At 42.0% G+C, this 20,588-nt stretch carries 22 protein-coding genes; 2 read left to right on the top strand and 20 right to left on the bottom strand.

Annotated elements, in window-relative coordinates:
• Nucleotides 1–11 precede the first annotated feature (11 nt).
• Together B9Y84_RS06340 and B9Y84_RS06345 are read left to right on the top strand one after the other, a co-directional pair.
• On the top strand, nucleotides 12–1,520 hold the full coding sequence (locus tag B9Y84_RS06340) for an efflux RND transporter periplasmic adaptor subunit (protein ID WP_085516262.1): 1,509 nt from the start codon (nucleotides 12–14) through the stop codon (nucleotides 1,518–1,520).
• Nucleotides 1,521–1,532: 12 nt separating this feature from the next.
• The gene (locus B9Y84_RS06345; RefSeq protein WP_085516263.1) at nucleotides 1,533–4,616 is read left to right on the top strand and encodes an efflux RND transporter permease subunit; all 3,084 of its coding nucleotides are present in this window, start codon (nucleotides 1,533–1,535) and stop codon (nucleotides 4,614–4,616) included.
• Between the two features lie 42 nt (nucleotides 4,617–4,658).
• Here the strand turns inward: B9Y84_RS06345 and B9Y84_RS06350 are convergent, their stop codons facing one another.
• The 20 genes from B9Y84_RS06350 to B9Y84_RS06435 all read right to left on the bottom strand — a co-directional run bounded on the left by B9Y84_RS06350 (nucleotide 4,659) and on the right by B9Y84_RS06435 (nucleotide 20,586).
• Complete coding sequence (locus tag B9Y84_RS06350) at nucleotides 4,659–5,012, bottom strand: SpoIIAA family protein (protein WP_085516264.1); 354 nt, start codon at nucleotides 5,010–5,012, stop codon at nucleotides 4,659–4,661.
• Nucleotides 4,996–5,202 carry a hypothetical protein gene (locus tag B9Y84_RS06355; RefSeq protein ID WP_085516265.1) on the bottom strand — a complete coding sequence of 69 codons (207 nt, stop codon included), beginning with the start codon at nucleotides 5,200–5,202 and terminating at the stop codon, nucleotides 4,996–4,998. The genes B9Y84_RS06350 and B9Y84_RS06355 overlap by 17 nt, the downstream gene beginning before the upstream one ends.
• 4 nt (nucleotides 5,203–5,206) lie before the next feature.
• On the bottom strand, nucleotides 5,207–5,755 hold the full coding sequence (locus B9Y84_RS20725) for a sodium/calcium exchanger protein (protein WP_221406411.1): 549 nt from the start codon (nucleotides 5,753–5,755) through the stop codon (nucleotides 5,207–5,209).
• The gene (locus tag B9Y84_RS21035) at nucleotides 5,722–6,102 is read right to left on the bottom strand and encodes a sodium/calcium exchanger protein (protein ID WP_394334687.1); all 381 of its coding nucleotides are present in this window, start codon (nucleotides 6,100–6,102) and stop codon (nucleotides 5,722–5,724) included. The genes B9Y84_RS20725 and B9Y84_RS21035 overlap by 34 nt, the downstream gene beginning before the upstream one ends.
• Entirely contained in the window at nucleotides 6,057–6,203 is a 147-nt protein-coding gene (locus B9Y84_RS20735; protein ID WP_221405900.1) for a sodium:calcium exchanger, read from the bottom strand. The genes B9Y84_RS21035 and B9Y84_RS20735 overlap by 46 nt, the downstream gene beginning before the upstream one ends.
• Nucleotides 6,204–6,229: 26 nt before the next feature.
• Entirely contained in the window at nucleotides 6,230–7,024 is a 795-nt protein-coding gene (locus B9Y84_RS06365) for a cation diffusion facilitator family transporter (protein ID WP_013454183.1), read from the bottom strand.
• Nucleotides 7,025–7,031: 7 nt separating this feature from the next.
• Entirely contained in the window at nucleotides 7,032–7,238 is a 207-nt protein-coding gene (locus B9Y84_RS20820; protein ID WP_013454184.1) for a GDCCVxC domain-containing (seleno)protein, read from the bottom strand.
• A 153-nt stretch (nucleotides 7,239–7,391) separates the two neighbouring features.
• Entirely contained in the window at nucleotides 7,392–7,601 is a 210-nt protein-coding gene (locus B9Y84_RS06375; RefSeq protein WP_013454185.1) for a heavy-metal-associated domain-containing protein, read from the bottom strand.
• A 33-nt stretch (nucleotides 7,602–7,634) separates the two neighbouring features.
• The gene (locus B9Y84_RS06380) at nucleotides 7,635–9,899 is read right to left on the bottom strand and encodes a heavy metal translocating P-type ATPase (RefSeq protein WP_085516266.1); all 2,265 of its coding nucleotides are present in this window, start codon (nucleotides 9,897–9,899) and stop codon (nucleotides 7,635–7,637) included.
• 146 nt (nucleotides 9,900–10,045) lie between these two features.
• Nucleotides 10,046–10,618 (bottom strand): helix-turn-helix domain-containing protein, encoded by a 573-nt coding sequence (locus tag B9Y84_RS06385; protein WP_013454187.1) that lies wholly within the window; start codon nucleotides 10,616–10,618, stop codon nucleotides 10,046–10,048.
• 132 nt (nucleotides 10,619–10,750) lie between these two features.
• On the bottom strand, nucleotides 10,751–11,191 hold the full coding sequence (locus B9Y84_RS06390; RefSeq protein ID WP_041649725.1) for a hypothetical protein: 441 nt from the start codon (nucleotides 11,189–11,191) through the stop codon (nucleotides 10,751–10,753).
• A 52-nt stretch (nucleotides 11,192–11,243) separates the two neighbouring features.
• On the bottom strand, nucleotides 11,244–12,197 hold the full coding sequence (locus B9Y84_RS20825; RefSeq protein WP_085516267.1) for a DUF2911 domain-containing protein: 954 nt from the start codon (nucleotides 12,195–12,197) through the stop codon (nucleotides 11,244–11,246).
• A gap of 24 nt (nucleotides 12,198–12,221) precedes the next feature.
• The gene (locus B9Y84_RS06400; RefSeq protein WP_085516268.1) at nucleotides 12,222–13,274 is read right to left on the bottom strand and encodes a class I fructose-bisphosphate aldolase; all 1,053 of its coding nucleotides are present in this window, start codon (nucleotides 13,272–13,274) and stop codon (nucleotides 12,222–12,224) included.
• A 22-nt stretch (nucleotides 13,275–13,296) separates the two neighbouring features.
• Nucleotides 13,297–14,526, bottom strand: coding sequence for an MFS transporter (locus B9Y84_RS06405; RefSeq protein WP_085516269.1), 1,230 nt, complete (start codon nucleotides 14,524–14,526; stop codon nucleotides 13,297–13,299).
• A complete protein-coding gene (locus B9Y84_RS06410) occupies nucleotides 14,526–16,613 on the bottom strand; it encodes a copper-translocating P-type ATPase (RefSeq protein ID WP_085516270.1) in 2,088 nt (695 codons plus the stop codon). Before B9Y84_RS06410 ends, B9Y84_RS06405 begins: the two co-directional genes overlap by 1 nt.
• A 12-nt stretch (nucleotides 16,614–16,625) precedes the next feature.
• Nucleotides 16,626–17,357, bottom strand: a complete 732-nt coding sequence (locus B9Y84_RS06415; protein WP_013454193.1) for a PPK2 family polyphosphate kinase — start codon at nucleotides 17,355–17,357, stop codon at nucleotides 16,626–16,628.
• Nucleotides 17,354–17,704 (bottom strand): hypothetical protein, encoded by a 351-nt coding sequence (locus B9Y84_RS06420; protein ID WP_013454194.1) that lies wholly within the window; start codon nucleotides 17,702–17,704, stop codon nucleotides 17,354–17,356. The genes B9Y84_RS06415 and B9Y84_RS06420 overlap by 4 nt, the downstream gene beginning before the upstream one ends.
• The gene (locus B9Y84_RS06425) at nucleotides 17,691–18,995 is read right to left on the bottom strand and encodes an APC family permease (RefSeq protein WP_013454195.1); all 1,305 of its coding nucleotides are present in this window, start codon (nucleotides 18,993–18,995) and stop codon (nucleotides 17,691–17,693) included. Before B9Y84_RS06425 ends, B9Y84_RS06420 begins: the two co-directional genes overlap by 14 nt.
• Nucleotides 18,996–19,019: 24 nt before the next feature.
• On the bottom strand, nucleotides 19,020–19,697 hold the full coding sequence (locus B9Y84_RS06430; RefSeq protein ID WP_085516271.1) for a hypothetical protein: 678 nt from the start codon (nucleotides 19,695–19,697) through the stop codon (nucleotides 19,020–19,022).
• Complete coding sequence (locus B9Y84_RS06435; protein WP_085516495.1) at nucleotides 19,690–20,586, bottom strand: ribose-phosphate pyrophosphokinase; 897 nt, start codon at nucleotides 20,584–20,586, stop codon at nucleotides 19,690–19,692. Before B9Y84_RS06435 ends, B9Y84_RS06430 begins: the two co-directional genes overlap by 8 nt.
• Nucleotides 20,587–20,588: the final 2 nt, after the last annotated feature.

The raw sequence follows: 20,588 nt of genomic DNA on the forward strand, positions 1-20,588 counted from the left end.
CAGATAAAGAAATGCGATACATAATCATATTAATTGCGTTGCTGGCAGCTTCCTGTCAGTCAACAGAAGAGCATGGCCATGCCCACGATGCGGCAGGAGGCCATATAGATGAGGCAGGCGAAATACCAAGGGTAGATTATACCCGCTGGACAGATAAAACGGAGTTATTCGTAGAATTTCCAGTGTTGGTGGTTGGGAAAACCAGTCGATTTGCGGCTCACTTTACTGTTTTGAAAAATCACAAACCCGTAAGGGAAGGTAGTGTAACGGTGAGTTTGGTTAAGGAGGGAAAAGGAATCAGACATACTGTAGAAGCACCTTCTTCTCCGGGAATTTTCTCACCCTCCTTACAGCCAAAGACTACCGGGAGCTATCAACTGATGTTTGATATTAAAACACCTCAGTATCAGGATAGAATTGTAATTAATGATATCCGGGTGTTTGCGGATGCTGAAGAAGCCATTAGTGCAGTTGGAAATGAAGAAGATGGAGGTGCTATCAGCTTTCTCAAAGAGCAAGCCTGGAAGATTGATTTCCAGACGGCTCCTGTAGTTTCCGGTGAAATTTATGATGTCATTAAAACATCAGGCGTATGGAAGGCCGCTCCGGGAGCCATACGCTCTCTTTCAGCCAATGCTTCAGGGGTGGTAAGCTTTGCCATGGACAATCTGACCGAGGGTACAGAAATAAAGCAAGGACAGGTGTTGATGACCATAAGCAGTAAAGGGCTTACTTCTAACAATCTACAAACAGAGATTGAGCAAGCGAGGGCAAATTTTGAACAGGCTAAGGCAGAATACGAGCGTAAAAAGCAGCTTTATGAGTCCAAAATTGTACCTAAAGCTGAGCTGGAACAGGTGGAAAGCAAATACAAGGTGGCCAAATCAAATTATGAAACCTTAAAAGCCGGTTATTCGGCAGGTGGAAAACAGGTCACAGCTCCATTTGATGGGTATGTAAAATCCATTTCAATAAGTAATGGTGATTTTGTCAGCCAAGGAGCTCAACTGTTAACCATTGGCTCTCATCGCACAAGCTTATTGGAGACCCAGGTCAGTGCCTCTTATGCTTCTGTTTTGCAAAACATCCAAAACGTATTCTATCAGAAGGAAAATGGACAGTGGTCAAGCATCCAAGCCTCAGGAGGATCAGTTCTTTCTGTTGGAAAAGAAGTGGAAAGTACAAAACCTCTGCTTTCAGTCTATGCCCAGATCACTGAGGAAATCAAGATGCCTGAAGGCAGCTTTACCGAAGTTGAGATAGCTTATGGTGAACCCAAACAAGCTGTAGTTATTCCTGAGGCAGCTCTATTGGAAGATTATGGTAGTTACTCTGTAATAGTTCAGCTCTCTGGAGAAAGTTTTGAACGGAGACCAGTTATGATCGGTCGGAGCAATGGAGAATTTACTGAGATTACTGAAGGGCTTGAAACTGGTGAAGTGGTAGTAGCCAGAGGTGCTTATCAGGTAAAAATGGCTTCTATGTCCGGAACTACGCCAGCTCATGGCCATGAACATTAAAAAGGAAATGATATGCTAAATAAAATATTATCAATATCACTCCAAAACAGGCTGCTGGTTTTATTGGGTGCAGTTATGCTAAGTGTGGCCGGTCTTTATTTGGCACGAACAATGAACGTGGATGTATTCCCTGATCTAACAGCACCAACAGTCACCATTTTGACAGAAGCCCATGGTTTGGAGTCTGAAGAAGTAGAGAAACTGGTGACCTATCAGTTAGAAACTGCCATGAACGGTTCTCCTAATGTGCGAAGGATACGCTCCTCTTCAGCCACAGGTATTTCTATTGTTTGGGTTGAGTTTGACTGGGGTACCGATATCTATCGCGCCCGGCAAATTGTGAGCGAACGCATACCAATGGTACGTGAAAATTTACCCAGTGGTATAGGTGCACCGACTATGGCACCTATTTCATCCATCATGGGGGAAATTATGCTTCTGGGTGTAACCTCAGATAGCTTGTCACCTATGGAATTAAGAACGCTTTCTGATTGGACGATCAGGCCACGTTTAAAAGCCATAGGTGGCATTGCCAATGTTATCGTTATTGGCGGGGATTACAAACAATACCAGGTGTTTGCCCATCCCGAAAAGCTTAAATACTATGATGTAAGTCTTCGTGAGTTGGTGGAAAAAGTAAAAGAAGCCAATGTAAATGCTCCGGGAGGTTTTTTCAATCAACATGGCAACCAGTACATCATAAAAGGTAGTGGACGAGCCTACGCTGTTGAGGAATTGGAAGAGGCCGTGGTAAAGCAGGTTAATGGGCAAAGCATTAAGATTAGGGATATGGCCACTGTCCAAATAGGTGCAGCGGACAAAATAGGAGACGGTTCCCTGAATGCTTCTCCTGCTGTGATCCTTACCATATCCAAACAACCGGATGTGAACACACTGGACTTGACAGAGCGGCTGAATGAAGCAATTGCAGAGCTGGGACAAACTTTACCGAAAAGTGTTGAGATCAAAAGCCAGATTTTCCGGCAATCTAATTTTATAGAGGCTTCCATTAGTAATTTGAATCAAACATTGTTGGAAGGTGCTTTTTTTGTAGTGATCGTGCTGTTTATTTTCCTAATGAACTGGAGAACCACATTGATTTCTTTGCTGGCCATCCCTATTTCATTATTGGTTTCAATCATTGTTCTTAAGCTATTAGGCTATACCATTAATACCATGAGTCTGGGCGGAATGGCCATTGCCATTGGTGCGCTGGTGGATGATGCCATTATTGACGTGGAAAATGTGTACAAGCGGTTGCGAGAGAACATCCGAAAGCCAAAGAATGAACGTCAGCCTATTCTCACGGTAGTAAAAGATGCTTCCATAGAAATCAGGAGTTCTATAATAATAGCCACCCTGATTATCATTGTTTCGTTTGTGCCCTTATTCTTTTTGAGTGGTATGGAGGGGCGACTGCTGCAACCTCTGGGTATTGCTTTTGTTACTTCTGTGCTCACCTCATTAGTGGTAGCCGTGACCGTAACACCGGTATTGTGCTCCTATTTGCTCAAAAGTGAAAAGCAATTGAGTAAAAGTGCTGAAGGCACCAAGGTGGAGCGATGGCTGCAAAAACGATATGCTAGTGTGCTTGGTGGAGCCATGCGTTTTCCTAAAACGATAATTGGGGTTACAGTTATTGCTTTTATACTGAGCATTGGATTGTTAACTCAATTAGGTAGAAGCTTTTTACCAGAATTTAACGAAGGCTCACTTGTAATAAGTGTAGTAGGCCCTCCTGGCATGTCACTGGAAGAAAGCAATAAGGTGGGCAAACTGGTAGAGCAACAATTATTGGAAATGCCTGAAGTTGATGTGGTGACGCGTAGAACAGGACGTGCAGAGCTGGATGAGCATGCCCAAGGTGTAAATGCTGCTGAAATTGATGTTCCGTTTACGCTGGAAGATAAATCTAAGGAGGAGTTTTTTGAAGAGGTACGAACAAAACTCAGTATTGTGCCGGGTGTAAACATCACCCTGGGCCAACCTATAGCTCACCGAATTGATCACATGCTTTCTGGAACACGTGCCAATATTGCCATTAAAATTTTTGGCCCTGATTTGCAACGCTTGTATGAAGTAGGTAAGGATGTGGAGCAGGCTATCAAACCCATACCAGGCTTGGCCGATGTGGCCGTTGCTCAACAGATTGAAGTGCCTCAGATTCGTATCAAACCGAAACGTCAAATGCTTTCTGCTTTTGGTATGACGGTTGGTGATTTTATGGAGCAGGTAGACATCGCCTTTGCAGGAGAGGAAGCTGGTGAAATCTATGAAGGGCAAAAATACTTTGATATTGTAGTGCGCTATCAGGATGATTTTAGGAATAAGATAGAACGCATTAAAACTGCCCTCGTAAGCCTGCCCAATGGTGGTCAAACGAGCATAGATCAACTAGCAACTGTATCATCAGTAAGCAGTCCAAATACTATCAGCCGTGAAGATGTACAGAGAAAGATCGTAGTTGCATCCAACGTGCAGGGGCGTGATTTGCGGAGTGCGGTCAATGAGATACAGCAAACCATAAGCAGTAGCGTTGATATACCAGAAGGTTATCGGGTGGAGTTTGGTGGGCAATTTGAAAGTGAAGCCAAAGCCTCCCAATTATTGTTGCTTACTGCTATCATAGCTATTCTTATCATATATCTGCTGCTTTACTTTGAGTTTAAAGATGTGAAACTGGCTTTTGTGGTGCTGATCAATCTGCCATTGGCGTTGATTGGGGGCATTCTAATTGTCTATTTCACTTCGGGTATCATCAGCATTGCAGCTACCATTGGCTTTATCAGTTTATTTGGTATCGCTACGCGAAATGGGATTTTGCTTGTTTCCAGGTACGAAGACTTGCGCAGGGAAGGCAAACAAGGCGTTGCGTTGATCAAAGAAGGTGCTTTGGACAGGCTCAATCCTATTTTGATGACCGCATTTACTACAGGCCTGGCCTTGATCCCATTAGCCCTAAAAGGCGGTGAGCCAGGGAGTGAGATTCAAAGTCCAATGGCTGTGGTGATTTTGGGTGGATTGCTATCAGCTACCATTTTGAATTTGGTGGTGATACCTTGTGTTTATCAGTTGGTTACAGACCGAAATAAATAAAGCGTAAATTTAAGCCAGGCCGAAGGACTGCTTCGGCCTGACTTAATTAATCCATTCCTTTGCTTCTTCTTTTTCTTCCAAATCAAAGTAACGGATTTCCGCATTGGTAAGTGGTTTCATAAACTGGGTGATCCATTCCTGCCATTTCTTTTCGCCTACCATGGCTATCTTTTCATAATCATCAGCATGCGACAAATCCATTTTTAAATCCTTCCAGAAAGCATTGAACTTCCATCCGGAAAAATTCTCCATCTCAAAGTACCACCGTACTTTTTGCCCACGGTTCACAATGTTGTGAATCAAGGGATGTATTTTCTGAATATCTGTTTCAGTCAGGTTATCCTCAGCCCTGGTGGCTATTATATTATTTTTGGTGAATTCAAGTATCTGTAGCATAGTGGTCTATAGTCAAGTTATAAATTTCTTTTTTCATTTCAGCTTTCGCAATCGCCCGGTCTATGGCTTCTGCCTTTGTGCATTTATCATGGACGTAGAATTCTTCTGCATATTTTAAAACCAGTATCCTGACATCCTTATCCAGGGCGTTGAGACGGTGCTTATAGTCTTTGAATAAATACTCTTCCATAAGATTAAAAAAGTTTTAAGACGAAAAACGCCATGATCAATAAATAGGCAACATAAGCTGCATCAAACACAAATATTTGCCATTTGCTGAATCCATGGAGCTGCTTGCTTTGATGGACAAAAACCGAATAAAGCAATGGCATCAATCCTACAAAAGCCAGGTTGACCCAATACAATTGAAAATCCTCCACTGGCGTGGTTACCAGGGCTAAAGGGAAAAATGCCACTGTCATGGTGATGGCATTGTCGGCTATCACGCTGGTGGTACCTGCGGTAACCTCTCCACCTTTTACCACACTCCAGGTCTTAAATACTTCAGGGGCAGTGGTCATAATACCGGTGATGAATAGTCCTCCTACAATCTCTGATATACCCAAAGCCGAAACAATGTTCTCAGTGGCTTTCACAATGAAAAATGCCCCGGCCGCTATGGTAAATGCTCCGGCAATGGAAAGCCATATTTTCTTTTGTGTCCATTCTATTTTTTCTCCTTCTTTTCTTCCTTTGACAATAGCGTGGGTTAAAAAAGCGGCATAGCCCCGAGCATGATCCATCCGTCAATCGGTTGCAAGCCTCGCCAGGCTTCCGGTAAGGTTAGTAAAGCTACCAATGCGATTATACCCAAATAGGGCAGTGACAAAACGGATACGGAACGCTTGTTTAAAGCCAACAGGTTAGCTTCCAAATGTTCCTGATGTTTGGGGTTGTTTTTGAATTGTTTGCGTGAAGCAAAATAGGCTATCGTAACCATGAGGGGAATGGAGATGATATTAGAACCCAGTAAGTTTCCTAAGCCTATATTTGATACACCCCGGGCAGCACTGGTGATGTTAACTGCTACTTCGGGGCTTGCCGTTACAATCGCCAAAAAGCAGCTCCTGCCGAAGCGGTGAGTCCCCATTGTTTCCGCAACATTTTGAGCGGTGTAAGCAATTGGTCAGCTCCCCAATGTGCAGCCCATGCGGCTATTACTAAAACTCCTACCCATAACCATGCATTCATATCTTCTATTTTTATCGGTCAATTATTTATTTAGCTATTTTCAATATCCTTACAGCCCCTCGCATTACGAAGGTGAAAACAATTGCCCCAATGGCCAAATCGGGCCATTTGCTATCAAGAAAATAAACTAACACACCGGCCAGGATCACTCCGCCATTTACAATAATGTCATTGGAAGTGAATATGGCACTAGCCTGCATGTGAGCTTCATCACTTTTAGCTTTATTGATCAGCCAGAGCGAAACCAGATTGCCGATGAGGGCCAGTACTGATATGATAATCATCCATTGAAACAGAGGTGTTTCGCTTTCTCTGAAAAACCTGCGCAATACTTCTGAAAATCCTAATAGCGCCAGTACCATTTGAAAATAACCACTGATTTTGGCTACTTTTTTCTTGCGAGACATTGCTGCACCTACAGCAAATAAGCTCAGGCCATAGACGATGGAATCTGCCAGCATGTCAAGTGAGTCAGCTACTAACCCCATGGAACGGGATATCCATCCGGTAGTCATCTCTACCACAAAGAATCCGAAATTGATACCCAGTACCCACCAAAGTATTTTCCGCTGTTCGGAGTCGTCAGCAGCCAACGGCAACTCAGCTTCATCTTCCGTACTTTCTAACCGGTCATTGAGTTTAAGTTCAGTAATGGCCTGATGGATCTTGTCCACTTCGTCTGTGTGATATACTTCCAGTCTGCGATTGGGTATATCAAATGAAAGTTGCTTTACCTCATTATAAGGCTCCAGCTTCATGCGGATCATTTGCTCCTCTGAGGGGCAGTCCATTTTACTGATATGGAAGGTGGTTTTCTTCATAACTTTTTTAGCAACAACTCCTGTCTTGCTGAATTGGTGGACATTGTTCTGTACCATAGCTACAAAATACACAACAGTCTCCTTGTTTTGGTTTCAGTACTGCTTTGCAGCTTTGACATTCATAAAAGAACTGACAAGCGTCAGTTGGCATTTCTTCTTCTTTTTGATATCCGCAGTTTGGACAGTTAACAATTGATTTATTCGTTATTTCCATCTCTTTATTGCTCTTTTCATAAGTCTTGCGTCTCAGGTAACTGCAAATGATCAAATCAAAAAACTGCCTTTTTATACTTTTAAATAACACGAAAACCTCAGAGATTTTTTCTACCTCTGAGGTTTATTTTAAATTGATTGCAATTATTCTGCACTACACTGCCTCAGCCTTAAAACCCGCTTTCTGTACCGTTTTCTTTACTTCTTCTTCAGTCAGATCAGAAGTTTCTACAGTAAGTATGCGGTCATCACTTTCAAGGTTGACATCCCATTTTTTTATGTTCTTTTCCTCGTTCAAGAAGGGAGTCACTTTTGAAAGGCATCCGCCACAATTGATATTGGTTTTGAATTTTAAAGTGTTCATTATTTAGTCTATTTAAAGTTTATAATTTGATTCTTAAATTTTTGCTGCTTTCAACCGCAGACTATTGGCTACTACCGATACCGAACTGAAGGCCATCGCCATGCCCGCAATCATCGGATCAAGTAAAAAGCCGTTTACCGGGTATAAAAGCCCGGCTGCTATCGGGATACCGATAATGTTGTAAATGAATGCCCAAAAGAGGTTCTGACGAATACCCAATACGGTTTTCTTAGATAGCTTAAGTGCTTTGGGTATGGACTGCAGGTCTGAAGTTATCAACGTCATCTTCGCCACATCCATTGCTATGTCAGAACCTTTGCCCATCGCAATACTCACATCGGCTTGTGCCAGAGCGTGTGAGTCGTTGATGCCATCTCCAACCATCGCCACAATTTTTCCTTTGACTTGTAGCCCTTTTACAAAATCTGCTTTGTCGGAAGGCAATACTTCTGCTTTAAACTCCTTAAGGCCTACCTGTTCGGCAACTGCATGGGCTGTTTGCTGATTATCACCGGTGAGCATGTACACGTTAATGTTTCTTTCCTGAAGGGTTTCAATAGCTTTTTTAGATGTTTCCTTAATCTTATCGGCAATTGCCAGCACAGCTAAAGCCTGATCTTGATTGGCAAAAAAGATGACTGTTTTAGCTTCCTCCCGAAGTGTTTTGGCTTTTTTGTCAAGTTGATTACTCACACTGATATTATGTTCGGCAAGCAATCTTTGGTTACCGATATAGAAGCTCGTGCCATTTTTATACTTTGCTTCAACCCCCCGCCCCGTAATGCTGTTAAACTGTGAAATGGTTGCAGATTTAATGCCTTCCTCTTTTAGCTTTTGAACCACCGCTTCTGCCAAAGGATGTTCCGATTGCGACTCCATGGCCAGTACCATGGGCTTGAGCTTTTCGGATTGCTCCTCATCTTCCCAAAAGATATCCGTAACGACCGGCTTCCCTTCGGTGATGGTGCCCGTTTTGTCTAAAACAACAGCATTTACCTGATATCCTAATTCCAGGCTTTCAGCGTCTTTGATCAGAATATTGTTTTCAGCGCCCTTTCCGACACCAACCATAATAGCCGTTGGGGTAGCTAGCCCCAAAGCACAGGGGCAGGCGATCACCAATACAGCTACCGAGGTAAGCAATGCATGCGTGAAGGCATCATCTCCACCTACCAACATCCAGGTAATAAAAGTCACGATGGAAATAACCATTACTATCGGCACGAATATTCCGGCTATCTTATCCACCAGCTTTTGAACCGGGGCTTTACTCCCCTGGGCTTCTTGCACCATTTTGATTATTTGGGCAAGTAAGGTCTCCCCGGCTACTTTCTCAGCCGTAAAGCGAAAGCTACCTTTCTGGTTGACCGTCCCTGCAAACACTTTTTCACCTTTGCTTTTCTCCACCGGTATGGGTTCTCCTGTAATCATGCTTTCATCCACAAAAGAATTTCCCTCGGCCACTTCACCATCTACAGGTATCTTCTCCCCCGGACGAACCAAAATGGTATAACCCACCTCAACCGAGGCAATGGGCATTTCCACTTCCTCTCCATCCACAATCACTCTCAATGTTTTCGGCTGTAAACCCATTAGTTTTTTGATGGCAGAAGAGGTATTGGATTTCGCTTTTTCCTCCAATACTTTTCCCAGTGAGATGAAAGTGATGATTACGGTAGCCGCTTCATAATACACATGTGGATGTATGCCCCTATTGTGCCAAAACTCAGGAAATAAGGTATTGAACAAGCTGAAAATGAATGCAATCCCCGTACTCAGGGCCACCAACGTATCCATGTTGGCCTTCCCGTGCCTGGCTTGTTTATAGGCATTAATGAAAAAACTTCTGCCAAACCAGAATAAAACCGGAATGGTAAATGCCAGAGAAATCCATCTGCCCGGCACCCAGTCCATGTAGAACATGCCCAGAATGAATACCGGTAGCGTTAAGATAGCAGACCAAATGGTTCGTCTTTTTACTTCCTGATAATGCTTTTCCTGAAGCTCCTGCTGCGCTTCTGATGGGTTTTCAGCGTCAACAATCAAATCATAACCAACTGACTGTAGCGCCTTACGCAAATCCTCTGAGGTGAGTGAATCGTTATATTCTACTAATACCGAACTATTAGCGAAATTGACACTTGCCTTGGCCACACCTTCAGTATGGGTAAGGATGGACTCCACGCTGGAGGCACATGAGGCGCAAGTCATCCCCGTTACAGGAAAGGATTTTTTTAGTGTCTTGTCCATCTTTTGAGATGGTCTTCTTTTTGGTTCAATAATATCTATGGCTTCCATATATCATTTTTAATCTATATGTTCTGAGATGAACAATACAAAATTCGGAAGTGCAGAAGGAATAAGTACTATAGGATTTGCTGAAGGTTTTACAAAATTGTCAGTATGCCGAGCACACGGGATTTCAATATTGAATAATTATATGTTTATATGTTATCCAATGTGTTTCTTTTTCTATCAATAGTACTTTTAAACTGAGAAGGTGTCATACCAGTGACTTTTTTAAATTGACTACTTAAATGTGCCGAACTGCTGTATCCTAACTGAAAGGCTATTTGGCTCAGTGTAAGTTCATCATAGATCAGCAATTCTTTGATGCGCTCAATTTTCTGGCGGATGATATATTGCTCAAGGGTAATGCTTTCTACGGATGAAAAAAGCATGCCGAGATATTTATAGTCATAGTTGAGTTGGTCAGCGATCAAATCAGCCCACTTCACATCTAAAACCTCCTGTGAATGATGAATCTTTTGAACAATCAAATTTTTCATCTGCTCTATCAGTCTGCTTTTGCGATCATCTATAAGCGAAAAACCCACTGTTTCCAGCCCTTCATTTAACCTGCTTTTTTCTTCATCCCCTAATCCTTTTTTGAGTTCAATCTTACCCAGTTCCACATTTTGAAAGGGTATCTCTAATTCTTCCATGAGTTGCTTAACCGCTGTTATACAGCGCGGGCAAACCATATTTTTAATATGTAGAATTTTACTGTCTGTCATTTAGATATGGCATTTATCATCATTTAAATAAACACTTTTTAGTGCGTTATGATTTATAAAATTCGGTGTTTGATGTACGAAATTATTGGCTTATACGGTTTGATGGTTCACTATTTTTATTCAATGAAAATACTACGAAAAAACAATTTTACGAGCGCATATAAAACTCAGTATTGGATTGACTATAATAGCCAGGAATGGTGACAGTCCTATATCTAAGAAAGGTACAACAGGCATTCTTTCATTGTAGCTCCAAAAGTCTAGTTCTACAGCCACCCACTCTGCTGTTAACGAGACTAAGCTGGCCATTATGAGGACGATTAGCAATATTTTAAAATTAAAATTTCTAATCCAGTACTTGTCTTTGAGGACAACAGCAACAAGGCCGTATATGATGAATGTGAGTACAACATCTCCAATCGTGCATCCGAGGAAGTAGATGCTTTTCATAAAGAGATTGTACTCATTATATAAACCGGCATGAAGGTTTTCCCAGATAAAGTTCAGAACGAAAGCTATCAGCGCCATCCATGTTAATAAACTTTTAGCTTTAATTGTCTTAGACTCCTCCATGTTTAAAGTTCAGGAATGGCTTTAATGCAATACCATTCCTGCTATTCTGATTTTACAGTGATTTCACCTCAAAAGAAACCTTCAGCTTTTCCCATACGATAGTTACTTCTGCTGTTGAATTGCCCGTTTCATTCACCGCATAGGTAAGCGCTTCCTGGTTTTCTGATAGTTTCTCAGGGTTCACTTTTATTCTTACTACATCAAGGGATGGATCATAGTCATCACTCATGTGCTGATCCCAGTTTTTATTGATGATCAACGTCCATTCCTTTTCACCCGGAATAGTGAAAAAACCATATTTACCGGCAGGAACTTTGGTACTATTGATCTCTACATCTTCAGAAAAGTTGATGGCTGTTGCTCTGTGCGCGCCCGTGGCCCACACTTTATCGTATTCTACCAGACCTCCCCAGATTGTTCTCCCTCGCACACTTGGGGAAGAATAATCAATATGTATATGTGTATTTCCTGCATTTCCCATAGCTGCCGTCTTTGGACTCTTGGGTTTAGGCTTATCATCATTTACAGCACCATGTGCAGCATGATCAGTTGCGACCTTCTTACAGCCTCTGGAAAACTGTAAGTGAACGATCTTCCACATATCACCTTCTACTTGCATGGAAAGGGTCACCAATCCGGCAGAATTGATCTGTTGGCCTTGCATTTCGCCCTTAATCAAATAATTGCCTCGCAATAGCGCCATTTCTTTGTTAACCAAGGATTCAGCTATTTCGATATCGAAGGTCATGTTTGCCATTTCTTCAATTTCTTTTCCCAAATGACCGTCTCTATAGTGCTCCCAGGAATCATCAACCGATCCCTGTTCGTATATTTTTGCTTTTGGAGAGAAAACTGCATTCAACGGCTCTAAATTTTTATCATTTACTGAACTGACAAATAAGTCCAGCACTTCGTTGGCTGTATTTTGGGGTTTGACTGAATCATTGCAGGAAAACATTAATCCTGATAAAGCCAAAATAGTGGTGGTAAATAATTTTTTCATCATAGTTACTGGTTTAGTTATAAATAGTTAAGCAATAGTAATTTCTTTATCAAGGTAAACCTGCTGGATCAAATTAAGCAGTTCAATACCTTCCTTTCTGGGTCTTTGGAATGCTTTTCTACCCGAGATAAGGCCCATTCCCCCGGCTCGTTTATTAATTACAGCTGTTTTTACGGCTTCAGCATAGTCCGAATCACCGGATGATGCCCCTCCCGAGTTGATCAGGCCTATCTTGCCCATGTAGCAGTTGGCTACCTGGTACCTGCAGAGATCAATGGGATGATCAGAAGTATACTTCTCATACATTTCTTTAGAAGTCTTACCAAAATCCAAAGCCTTGAAACCACCATTTGTTTCAGGCAGCTTTTGTTTGATAATATCTGCCTGAATGGTCACTCCCAGATGGTTGGCCTGGCCTGTGAGGTCAGCGGCTGTATGGTAATCCTTGTCCTTGGTTTTGAAGGCTTCATTTCGGGTATAACACCACAAGATAGTGGCCATCCCTAATTCATGGGCATAAGCAAAGGCTTCTGAAATTTCACGGATCTGCCGGTTTGACTCTGCCGACCCAAAGTATACGGTAGCCCCAATGGCGCAAGCTCCCATGTTCCAGGCATCCTTTACTGTTCCAAATAAGATCTGGTCATGCTTGTTGGGATAGGTTAGCAGCTCATTATGGTTGATTTTTACGATATAAGGAATTTTATGCGCATACTTTCGGGCGGTAAGCCCTAATACACCAAAGGTAGAGGCTACCCCGTTACAACCTGCTTCCAAACCAAGCTGTACAATATTCTCAGGATCAAAGTAGTCCGGATTGGGGCCAAAAGCACTCCCAGCGGAATGTTCAATGCCCTGATCTACCGGAAGAATTGACAAGTAGCCCGTGCCTGCCAGGTTACCACTATTATACAATCTTGATAGTGAATTAAGCACCTGCGGATTTCTGTTTGTATTCAGAAAAACCTGATCCAGATAATCCGGTCCGGGTATGGTAAGCCTTGTTTTGTCAATGGTTTTACAAGTATGTTGCAGCAGATATTCTGCCTGATCTCCTAAGTATTCCGTTATTTCTTTCATCTCTGTTGTATTTAATGGTAAGCTAAGATTTATTGAGTTTTAGTCCCGGCATAATCAAAATAGTCACCAACAGCAGGGTTATCCCGATAATCAAAAATGGCCATGAGTTACCAAAAGAATAAATCCACATACCCAACAATGGCCCCAGCACCTGACCGATGCTATTGGTAGAGGTTTGGGTGGATAAATAAGTCCCTGTATTATTTTCATCAATGAACGAGATCGAGGCTATGAGGTTTGGTGTTACCATTGCACCGCCTGTTGCAAAAATTATGATCATTGAGAATACATAGTAGTCAGCTTTAATCAATGTGAACAACCCCATCGATAAGGCAGCCAATAAAAAACCGATAATCAGTTGCAATTTCATGGGTAGTATATTTTCATCAAAACTGGCAAATAAAGGTTGCAAAATGGCCATTATCAAGCCACAAAGCATAAACCCAAGACCTACCTGTGTGGCATCAAAGATGAGTATATCTTTGGCGTACACGGAAAAAACAGTTTCAAATAGCGTAACAGCTAATTGTATTACTAATGATAGTAACAAGAGCTTTAAGAAGACAGTATTAGCCAACATCCCTGTTGTTTTGAGTTTCCCTTGCTGCTTATTTGTGTGCTGTTTCTTTGGTTTTTTGAGCCACAGCATAACGACTACCAAAGCGACTATTCCTAACAAAGCGATGGCCAAAAAAGGTACACTGAACCTGTTCAAGAGGAAGTGGCCTATTGCTGTATTGAAATGAAGGTTGGTTTGTGCCAGGTACCCACCAATCATTGGCCCGGCAATGACACCCGCGCTGACAGCCACTCCTGACCAGGCTAGTATTTTTCTTCGTTGTTTACTATTTGTAAGGTCACTTAGGTAAGCATTACTCGCGGGTATAACAGCAGATGAGAATATTCCTCCAAGGATTCTTGCTACATATAGGATGGTCAAAGAATTTGCCAGCCCCGTCATAATCTGCATCAAGGCAAAGCCAGCCAGACCCATAACGATGAGCACTTTCCGACCGAAACGGTCGGATAGCTTACCCCAAACTACAGCAAATAGCAGTTGAAAAAATGGGTAAATACTGGTAAGGATGCCTATGTGATAGTTGATATTTTCGTCAGATACCACTCCGGACTTTAGAGCAAGTCGTTCCGTATAGTAGGGCAAAACGGGCAGCAGTACGCCATACCCACTCATTACTACAAAAATACTTAATAGGACTATAATTATCCCGCCAAGCATTTCACGATTACCCATTATCTATTACCTATTTTCTTCTTCAACAGCTGCGCATTGATAGCCACTATAATGGTACTCAAACTCATAAATACTGCCCCAACCGCAGGTCCTAATACAAAACCAGAGGAATAAAGGACCCCTGCCGCGAGTGGAATCGCAATTACATTGTAGCCAGTAGCCCATATCAGGTTTTGTATCATCTTACTGTAAGTGGCTTTGCCAAATAAAATCAGATTGGCAATATCCTGTGGGTTGCTATTGACCAGAATAATATCTGCCGTTTCGGCTGCTACATCTGTCCCTGACCCTACTGCAATACCTACGTTGGCTTGTGCCAAGGCTGGGGCATCATTAACCCCGTCACCAGTCATGGCCACAAACTCACCTTTGCCTTGGAGTTCTTTTACGATTTCCACTTTCTGATGAGGAAGCACTTCAGAATAGTAGCCATCCAATCCTAATTTATCACTTACTGCTTTGGCTGTCTTTTCATTATCGCCTGTTGCCATTAACACTTTAATGTTGTTCTTCTTAAATACTTCGATGGCTTCAGCAGATTCTGCCCTTATTTCGTCTGCCAGTGCAATATAGCCTGCCAATGATCCATCGATTAAAACGAATACTACCGTTTCTGCGGCATCACTGTAAGCATCTTCAGGAATAGTTATTTTTTCATCTCGTAAGTATCCTGGACTAACCACTTTTATGTTTTTTCCTTCCACTTTTGCTTCCACACCTTTGCCAGTGATGGCATTGAAATTTTCTGGTTGAGGAATGGCCGTTTTACCTTCTTTTACCTTTTTCACAATACCGACCGCAATAGGATGTTCGGAACTTTGTTCTAACGCACTCGCCAGTCGTAAGACTTCATCCGAAGAGTATTGCTTATCAACTGATTCAACTCGTGTGACTCCAAAATCACCTTTGGTCAATGTCCCTGTTTTATCAAAGAGTAAAGTGGAAATCTTTCGGGATTCTTCAAAAGCTGTTCTGTTCCTGATCAGCAAACCATTTTGTGCAGAAACTGCTGTGGATATGGCAACCACCAATGGGATGGCCAAACCGAGCGCATGAGGACAGGCAATAACCATTACGGTAACCATCCTCTCCAAGGCATATACAAAAGGAAATCCTAAGAACAACCAAGTGGCCAATGTTCCGAATCCTATTGCCAAGGCAATATAGGTAAGCCACTTAGCAGCACGATCTGAAAGGTTCTGCATTTTGGACTTGGACTTTTGTGCTTCCTGGACCAGTGTGATCACTTTATTGAGGTAGCTGTCTTTGCCTGTATGTTCTACTTTTACTTTCAGTGAACCGTTTCCATTGAGTGAGCCACCAATCACTTTGTTTTCCAATCCTTTTTTAACAGGTTTGGATTCGCCCGTCAGCATGGACTCGTTCAGGTAGCTTTCGCCTTCTACAATAATTCCATCGGCAGGCACTTTTTCTCCCGGTTTGATCAGGATTATATCATCTTTTTGCAGGTCTTCTAATTTTACCTCTTCAATACTATCACCTTTCACTCTATGTGCTTCTGAAGGCATCATACTCACGAGTAGTTGCAAGGCTTTTGAAGCGCCAAGCACGGATTTCATCTCCAGCCAGTGGCCGACAAGCATGATATCAATTAAAGTGGCGAGCTCCCAGAAAAAATCCTCCCCTTCAAGGCCGAAAACTGTTGCAGAACTATAAAAATACGCAACACTAATGGCCATGGATATTAAAGTCATCATGCCCGGGGCACCTTCTTTCAACTCATCCTTCAATCCTTTTAGAAAAGGCCAGCCTCCGTAAAAATAAACTATGGTAGAGAGTCCGAACAGAATATAAGAATTGCCCGGCAACAGCCAATCGTAACCTAAAAATCTCTGGATCATCGGAGAAAAAGTAAGTATTGGAATGGTAAGTACCAGGGATATCCAAAACCGCTTTTTGAAATCTTCTATCATCATTTTGTGATGATCGTGTCCCATATCACCATGTCCGGGATTGTGGTCAGAATGACCAACATGGTCATGACCTTCATGTCCGGAATGATTTTCATGCTTTTTACTTTCTTCGTGCTTATGGTGTTTGTGATTATGCTCTTTATGATTTTCCATAACGTCTATATTTTATTTGTCGGGGTACTCTAAATTAAGTTTTTCAAGCTGTTCGGCTAAAATTTTGGCAGCTGTATAATTACGAAACCAGCGCTTGTCTGCAGGGATGATATGCCAGGGCAAGTGATCACAGGCATTAAGTACTGTATGGTATACTTTCCTAAAATCATCCCATTGTTTGGGTATCAGTTCATCTTCCTTCGCGTACTTCCAGCGTTTGTGTGGTTTCGTTTTACGTTCTTCAATACGCTCTATCTGCTCATCAGCAGATATATGCAGGTAAAATTTTAATATCAATGTATTATTGGCCAGCAGGTGATGTTCCAGTTCGTTGATCAAATTGATACGGTGCTCCAATACTTCAACTGACAGGCTTTTATTGACGGTAGGCACCAAAATGTCTTCATAGTATGAGCGATTAAAGACCTTGATCATTCCTTTTTCTGGAAAGTGGGGATATACACGCCATAAGAAATCATGCTTGACTTCATCTGCGGTAGGTTTCTTAAAAGATTTAACCTGCACTCCTTGCGGGTTCATACCGCTAAAGGCATGACGGATTGTACCGTCTTTACCTGAAGTATCAAGACCTTGTAAGACGATAAGCATGCTGTACCTGCCATCAGCGTAGAATTTATTCTGCAACTGAAAAAGCTCTTTTTGAAGTTTTTTCAGTGTTTTTTTAGTTTCCGCTTTATCAGCATGCTCAGGTGGAAGGGTGGATATGTGATCTAGCTCAATCATCTATCGGTCATTTTAAGTCTTTGAACCATTGCTTCATTTAGGCTACTACTGTATAACCCATAAGCATCAACCAATACACCCTTCATACCATTCTTACCGCTTATGGCAAACACAATGCTATTGTCATCAGGGTTACTCATGCCTTCGAACCGATAAAAAGCATCCACTTCAAAATCTTCCGGATGTAATTGTAGTTTGGAAGTGAGGCATTCCAAACATTCAGGCTTTAGATTGAAGTCTTCTGTATAACCTTCTTTTCTCAAGGCGTTAGTAGCTTCGCTCAGTGTGTCGTAAGATGTATTGCTATTTGCTTTGGTCATGATTTTTAAATTTTTAGTCCTTCTCATTTGTTTCCCATTGTAAAAACCACCTTTCTCCAACAAATACTAAAAACATTAGTACGATGGAAACCACTATTACCAAAGGATCACTGGAGGCCTTTATCCAGAGAAATGCACTCAAAACAATCAGATCAAGTAGAATGGCGATCATGACAATTGCTACGTTGACATTTACTTCTTTTCTAAGATTTTTTAAAACGCCCCACTGGAGTATTATATCCATGGTTAAGTAAAAAATAGCTCCAAGGGAAGCAATACGAGACAGGTCGAAAAATGCCGTGAGCAAAATGGCAATTATTACAGTATAAACTAACAGGTGCTTTTGCAACCCACCGGGCATTCCAAAATGTTTATGTGGGATTAGATTTATTTCCGTAAGCATAGCGGTCATCCTTGAAACGGCAAATATACTGGCAATCACCCCTGAAATAGTAGCTACTATGGCGATACCTACGGTAAACCACAAACCATACTTTCCAAATGCAGGTTTAGAAGCTTCTGCTAGTGAAAAATCTTTTGCAGCAATAATCTCTGGGATTGACAAATTAGCTGAAACTGCCAAAGCCACAAGTAAATACACCAGAGTGCAAATAAAGAGTGAAATCATAATGGCACGCCCCACGTTTTTATTAGGGTTCACGATTTCACCACCACTGTTTGTGATAGTAGTAAAGCCCTTAAAAGCCAGAATGGTGAACGCCAAAGCTCCTATGTAACTTGTTAACGTATAATCACCAGAAATGGAGGAAGGTAGGGCTTCACTAAATGAAAAACCTGCTGCCCACAGGCCTCCAATAGCGAAGATGGCTAAGCCTCCTATTTTGATAACTGCCATCATCAGGGAAGACCGTCCAATCACCTTATTGCCAGAAATATTTACTAAAAAAGCAACTACTAATAATAAAACCCCCAAAATAGGTATCCAAATACTATTTTCTTGTACATCAAAAAGCTGTAAGGTATAGGATCCAAATGTGCGTGCCACTAAGCTTTCACCAATCACCATTGAAAAAGCCATTAAAAGAGATCCTGCGGCAGTGATAGTACCTGGCCCATACGCTTTTTTCAGGTACATGGCAATGCCCCCGGCTGATGGATAAGTATTGGATAATTTTATGTAGGTATAAGCACTAAAGCCAGAGATAATGGCACCTACCAAAAAAGCCAGGGGAAACAAATCTCCTGAAAGATCCGCCACCTGACCAAGTAAGGCAAAAATACCTGCACCTATCATCACTCCAGTACCTAGAGCCACAGCTCCAGTTAGACTTAAGCTATTCTTTTTGTAATTTTCCATACTTTTCGTTCAACTATTTAGACACTAATAGCTATCGTCATATTCCATCGTAAAATAAGTTCCATCGTCCTGTATGAATTTCTGACGTTGCAATACAAAATTTTCAGTCAGATATTCTTCAACTGAATAGTTGATGGTTTTAATTTTCAATCCCATCATGTACGCTTCTATCACTGCTTTACTCCTGATAACCAAATTACCATTTTCTGTCCTCTTATCTCTATCTTTTATTGTAATTAGGCTCTTAGAACCGAAAAAACTTAATATTCCTGACTCTATGCTCATCTTCAAATGGATATCCCTCAATTCAGGACTACGTTGCAAATCATACAACTGTTTAAAATCTTTCGAAGTGACATCCACTGTTATCTTTGCATCACGAGGATCGGCAAACGGAAATACATTCAACAGCACATCAAACTCATTGGGATTGCACTGATATGTGGTCGTGTACTTTTCCGTAAGTCGGCCGCTTTCGTCATAAAGCTCTATTATTACCTTTATCCGATAAGTTTTGCCCTCCTGCTCTAACTCTCCCGTTAAAAATATCTGCTTGCTCTGCAGATCTCCATTTTGATCAAAGTTTTCACGTACTATTCTTTTTTGCGCTATTTGCTCAATGAACATTTCTTTCTCCTGACCATACAAAATTGCAGGAACAATTTGCAGACATGCTATGATGGTGAGTAGCGCACTACGCATGATGCTTCATCAGTTGGCTAATCTCTTTTGCCAGAACATCTGAAAGGTCAATCTGATTACTTTCATGCCGGATGGTGTTGCACGTTACGACCTGTTGTACCCCTGCATTTTTTAGATCCGCATAGGCTGAGCCAGCAAATACGGCATGTACCCCAACACAAACCGGTGGGTGCATTCCGGCTTTTTTTAAATGGCCGACTGTCTCTATCATCGTTCTGGCGGTGGAAATTATATCATCCACCAGTACCGGGGTGTAGTCTTTGTATTTTGCTACATCGGGGACGGACACTTCCACATCCCGGTCACCGTGCCTCACTTTCTCTAACACGGTAAAAGGCGCTCCTGCTTCTTCTGCTACCTGGGAAACCCATTGCTCACTTTCACTATCCGGACCGATAAATATCGGCTTTTCAATATTATTGCTCACCCATTTTGAAATGTGTGATGCCGCATGGATCAGTTTATTAGGTACGGTGTAAATTTCACTTAACGAACTTCTGCGGTGCAGGTGAGGATCAACGGTGGTCAATGTTTCAGCAAAGCCTGATATCAGTTGGGCAAAATAAGTTGATGTAATACCTTCTCCCGGATTAAACTGTTTATCCTGACGCATGTAGGCAAGATAAGGTGCTACCAGGCAAGTACAGACAGCACCGAGTTCTTTGGCGGTCTTACTTAAAAAGTAGAGAGGCAGCAATTTGGCATCTGGCTCGTGTAATGTGCATACCATTACCACGCATTTATCTTTAACCTCAGAGTGAATCTGCACATAGCTTTCCCCATCGGGAAACTGCCGGATGGTTACCTCTCCCTTTTCAGCCTTGAGGTGTCCGGCTATTTTTTTAGTAAGGTCTTCGTTGCCCGGTAAGGCAAAAACTATCATTTCCATAT

The organism is Marivirga sericea, assembly GCF_900177665.1.
Lineage (GTDB): Bacteria > Bacteroidota > Bacteroidia > Cytophagales > Cyclobacteriaceae > Marivirga > Marivirga sericea.

Bases quoted from the DNA above. Each gene is read 5' to 3' on its own strand.
- B9Y84_RS06340 (WP_085516262.1), top strand. From the start codon at position 12: ATGCGATACATAATCATATTAATTGCGTTGCTGGCAGCTTCCTGTCAG.
- B9Y84_RS06410 (WP_085516270.1), bottom strand. From the start codon at position 16,613: ATGGAAAATCATAAAGAGCATAATCACAAACACCATAAGCACGAAGAA.
- B9Y84_RS06350 (WP_085516264.1), bottom strand. From the start codon at position 5,012: ATGCTACAGATACTTGAATTCACCAAAAATAATATAATAGCCACCAGG.
- B9Y84_RS20825 (WP_085516267.1), bottom strand. From the start codon at position 12,197: ATGATGAAAAAATTATTTACCACCACTATTTTGGCTTTATCAGGATTA.
- B9Y84_RS06415 (WP_013454193.1), bottom strand. From the start codon at position 17,357: ATGATTGAGCTAGATCACATATCCACCCTTCCACCTGAGCATGCTGAT.
- B9Y84_RS20735 (WP_221405900.1), bottom strand. From the start codon at position 6,203: ATGAATGCATGGTTATGGGTAGGAGTTTTAGTAATAGCCGCATGGGCT.
- B9Y84_RS06385 (WP_013454187.1), bottom strand. From the start codon at position 10,618: ATGACAGACAGTAAAATTCTACATATTAAAAATATGGTTTGCCCGCGC.
- B9Y84_RS06365 (WP_013454183.1), bottom strand. From the start codon at position 7,024: ATGAAGAAAACCACCTTCCATATCAGTAAAATGGACTGCCCCTCAGAG.
- B9Y84_RS06400 (WP_085516268.1), bottom strand. From the start codon at position 13,274: ATGAAAGAAATAACGGAATACTTAGGAGATCAGGCAGAATATCTGCTG.
- B9Y84_RS20820 (WP_013454184.1), bottom strand. From the start codon at position 7,238: ATGGAAATAACGAATAAATCAATTGTTAACTGTCCAAACTGCGGATAT.
- B9Y84_RS06355 (WP_085516265.1), bottom strand. From the start codon at position 5,202: ATGGAAGAGTATTTATTCAAAGACTATAAGCACCGTCTCAACGCCCTG.
- B9Y84_RS06390 (WP_041649725.1), bottom strand. From the start codon at position 11,191: ATGGAGGAGTCTAAGACAATTAAAGCTAAAAGTTTATTAACATGGATG.
- B9Y84_RS06345 (WP_085516263.1), top strand. From the start codon at position 1,533: ATGCTAAATAAAATATTATCAATATCACTCCAAAACAGGCTGCTGGTT.
- B9Y84_RS06435 (WP_085516495.1), bottom strand. From the start codon at position 20,586: ATGGAAATGATAGTTTTTGCCTTACCGGGCAACGAAGACCTTACTAAA.
- B9Y84_RS06430 (WP_085516271.1), bottom strand. From the start codon at position 19,697: ATGCGTAGTGCGCTACTCACCATCATAGCATGTCTGCAAATTGTTCCT.
- B9Y84_RS06375 (WP_013454185.1), bottom strand. From the start codon at position 7,601: ATGAACACTTTAAAATTCAAAACCAATATCAATTGTGGCGGATGCCTT.
- B9Y84_RS06420 (WP_013454194.1), bottom strand. From the start codon at position 17,704: ATGAGAAGGACTAAAAATTTAAAAATCATGACCAAAGCAAATAGCAAT.
- B9Y84_RS06425 (WP_013454195.1), bottom strand. From the start codon at position 18,995: ATGGAAAATTACAAAAAGAATAGCTTAAGTCTAACTGGAGCTGTGGCT.
- B9Y84_RS06380 (WP_085516266.1), bottom strand. From the start codon at position 9,899: ATGGAAGCCATAGATATTATTGAACCAAAAAGAAGACCATCTCAAAAG.
- B9Y84_RS21035 (WP_394334687.1), bottom strand. From the start codon at position 6,102: ATGGGGACTCACCGCTTCGGCAGGAGCTGCTTTTTGGCGATTGTAACG.
- B9Y84_RS20725 (WP_221406411.1), bottom strand. From the start codon at position 5,755: ATGGATCATGCTCGGGGCTATGCCGCTTTTTTAACCCACGCTATTGTC.
- B9Y84_RS06405 (WP_085516269.1), bottom strand. From the start codon at position 14,526: ATGGGTAATCGTGAAATGCTTGGCGGGATAATTATAGTCCTATTAAGT.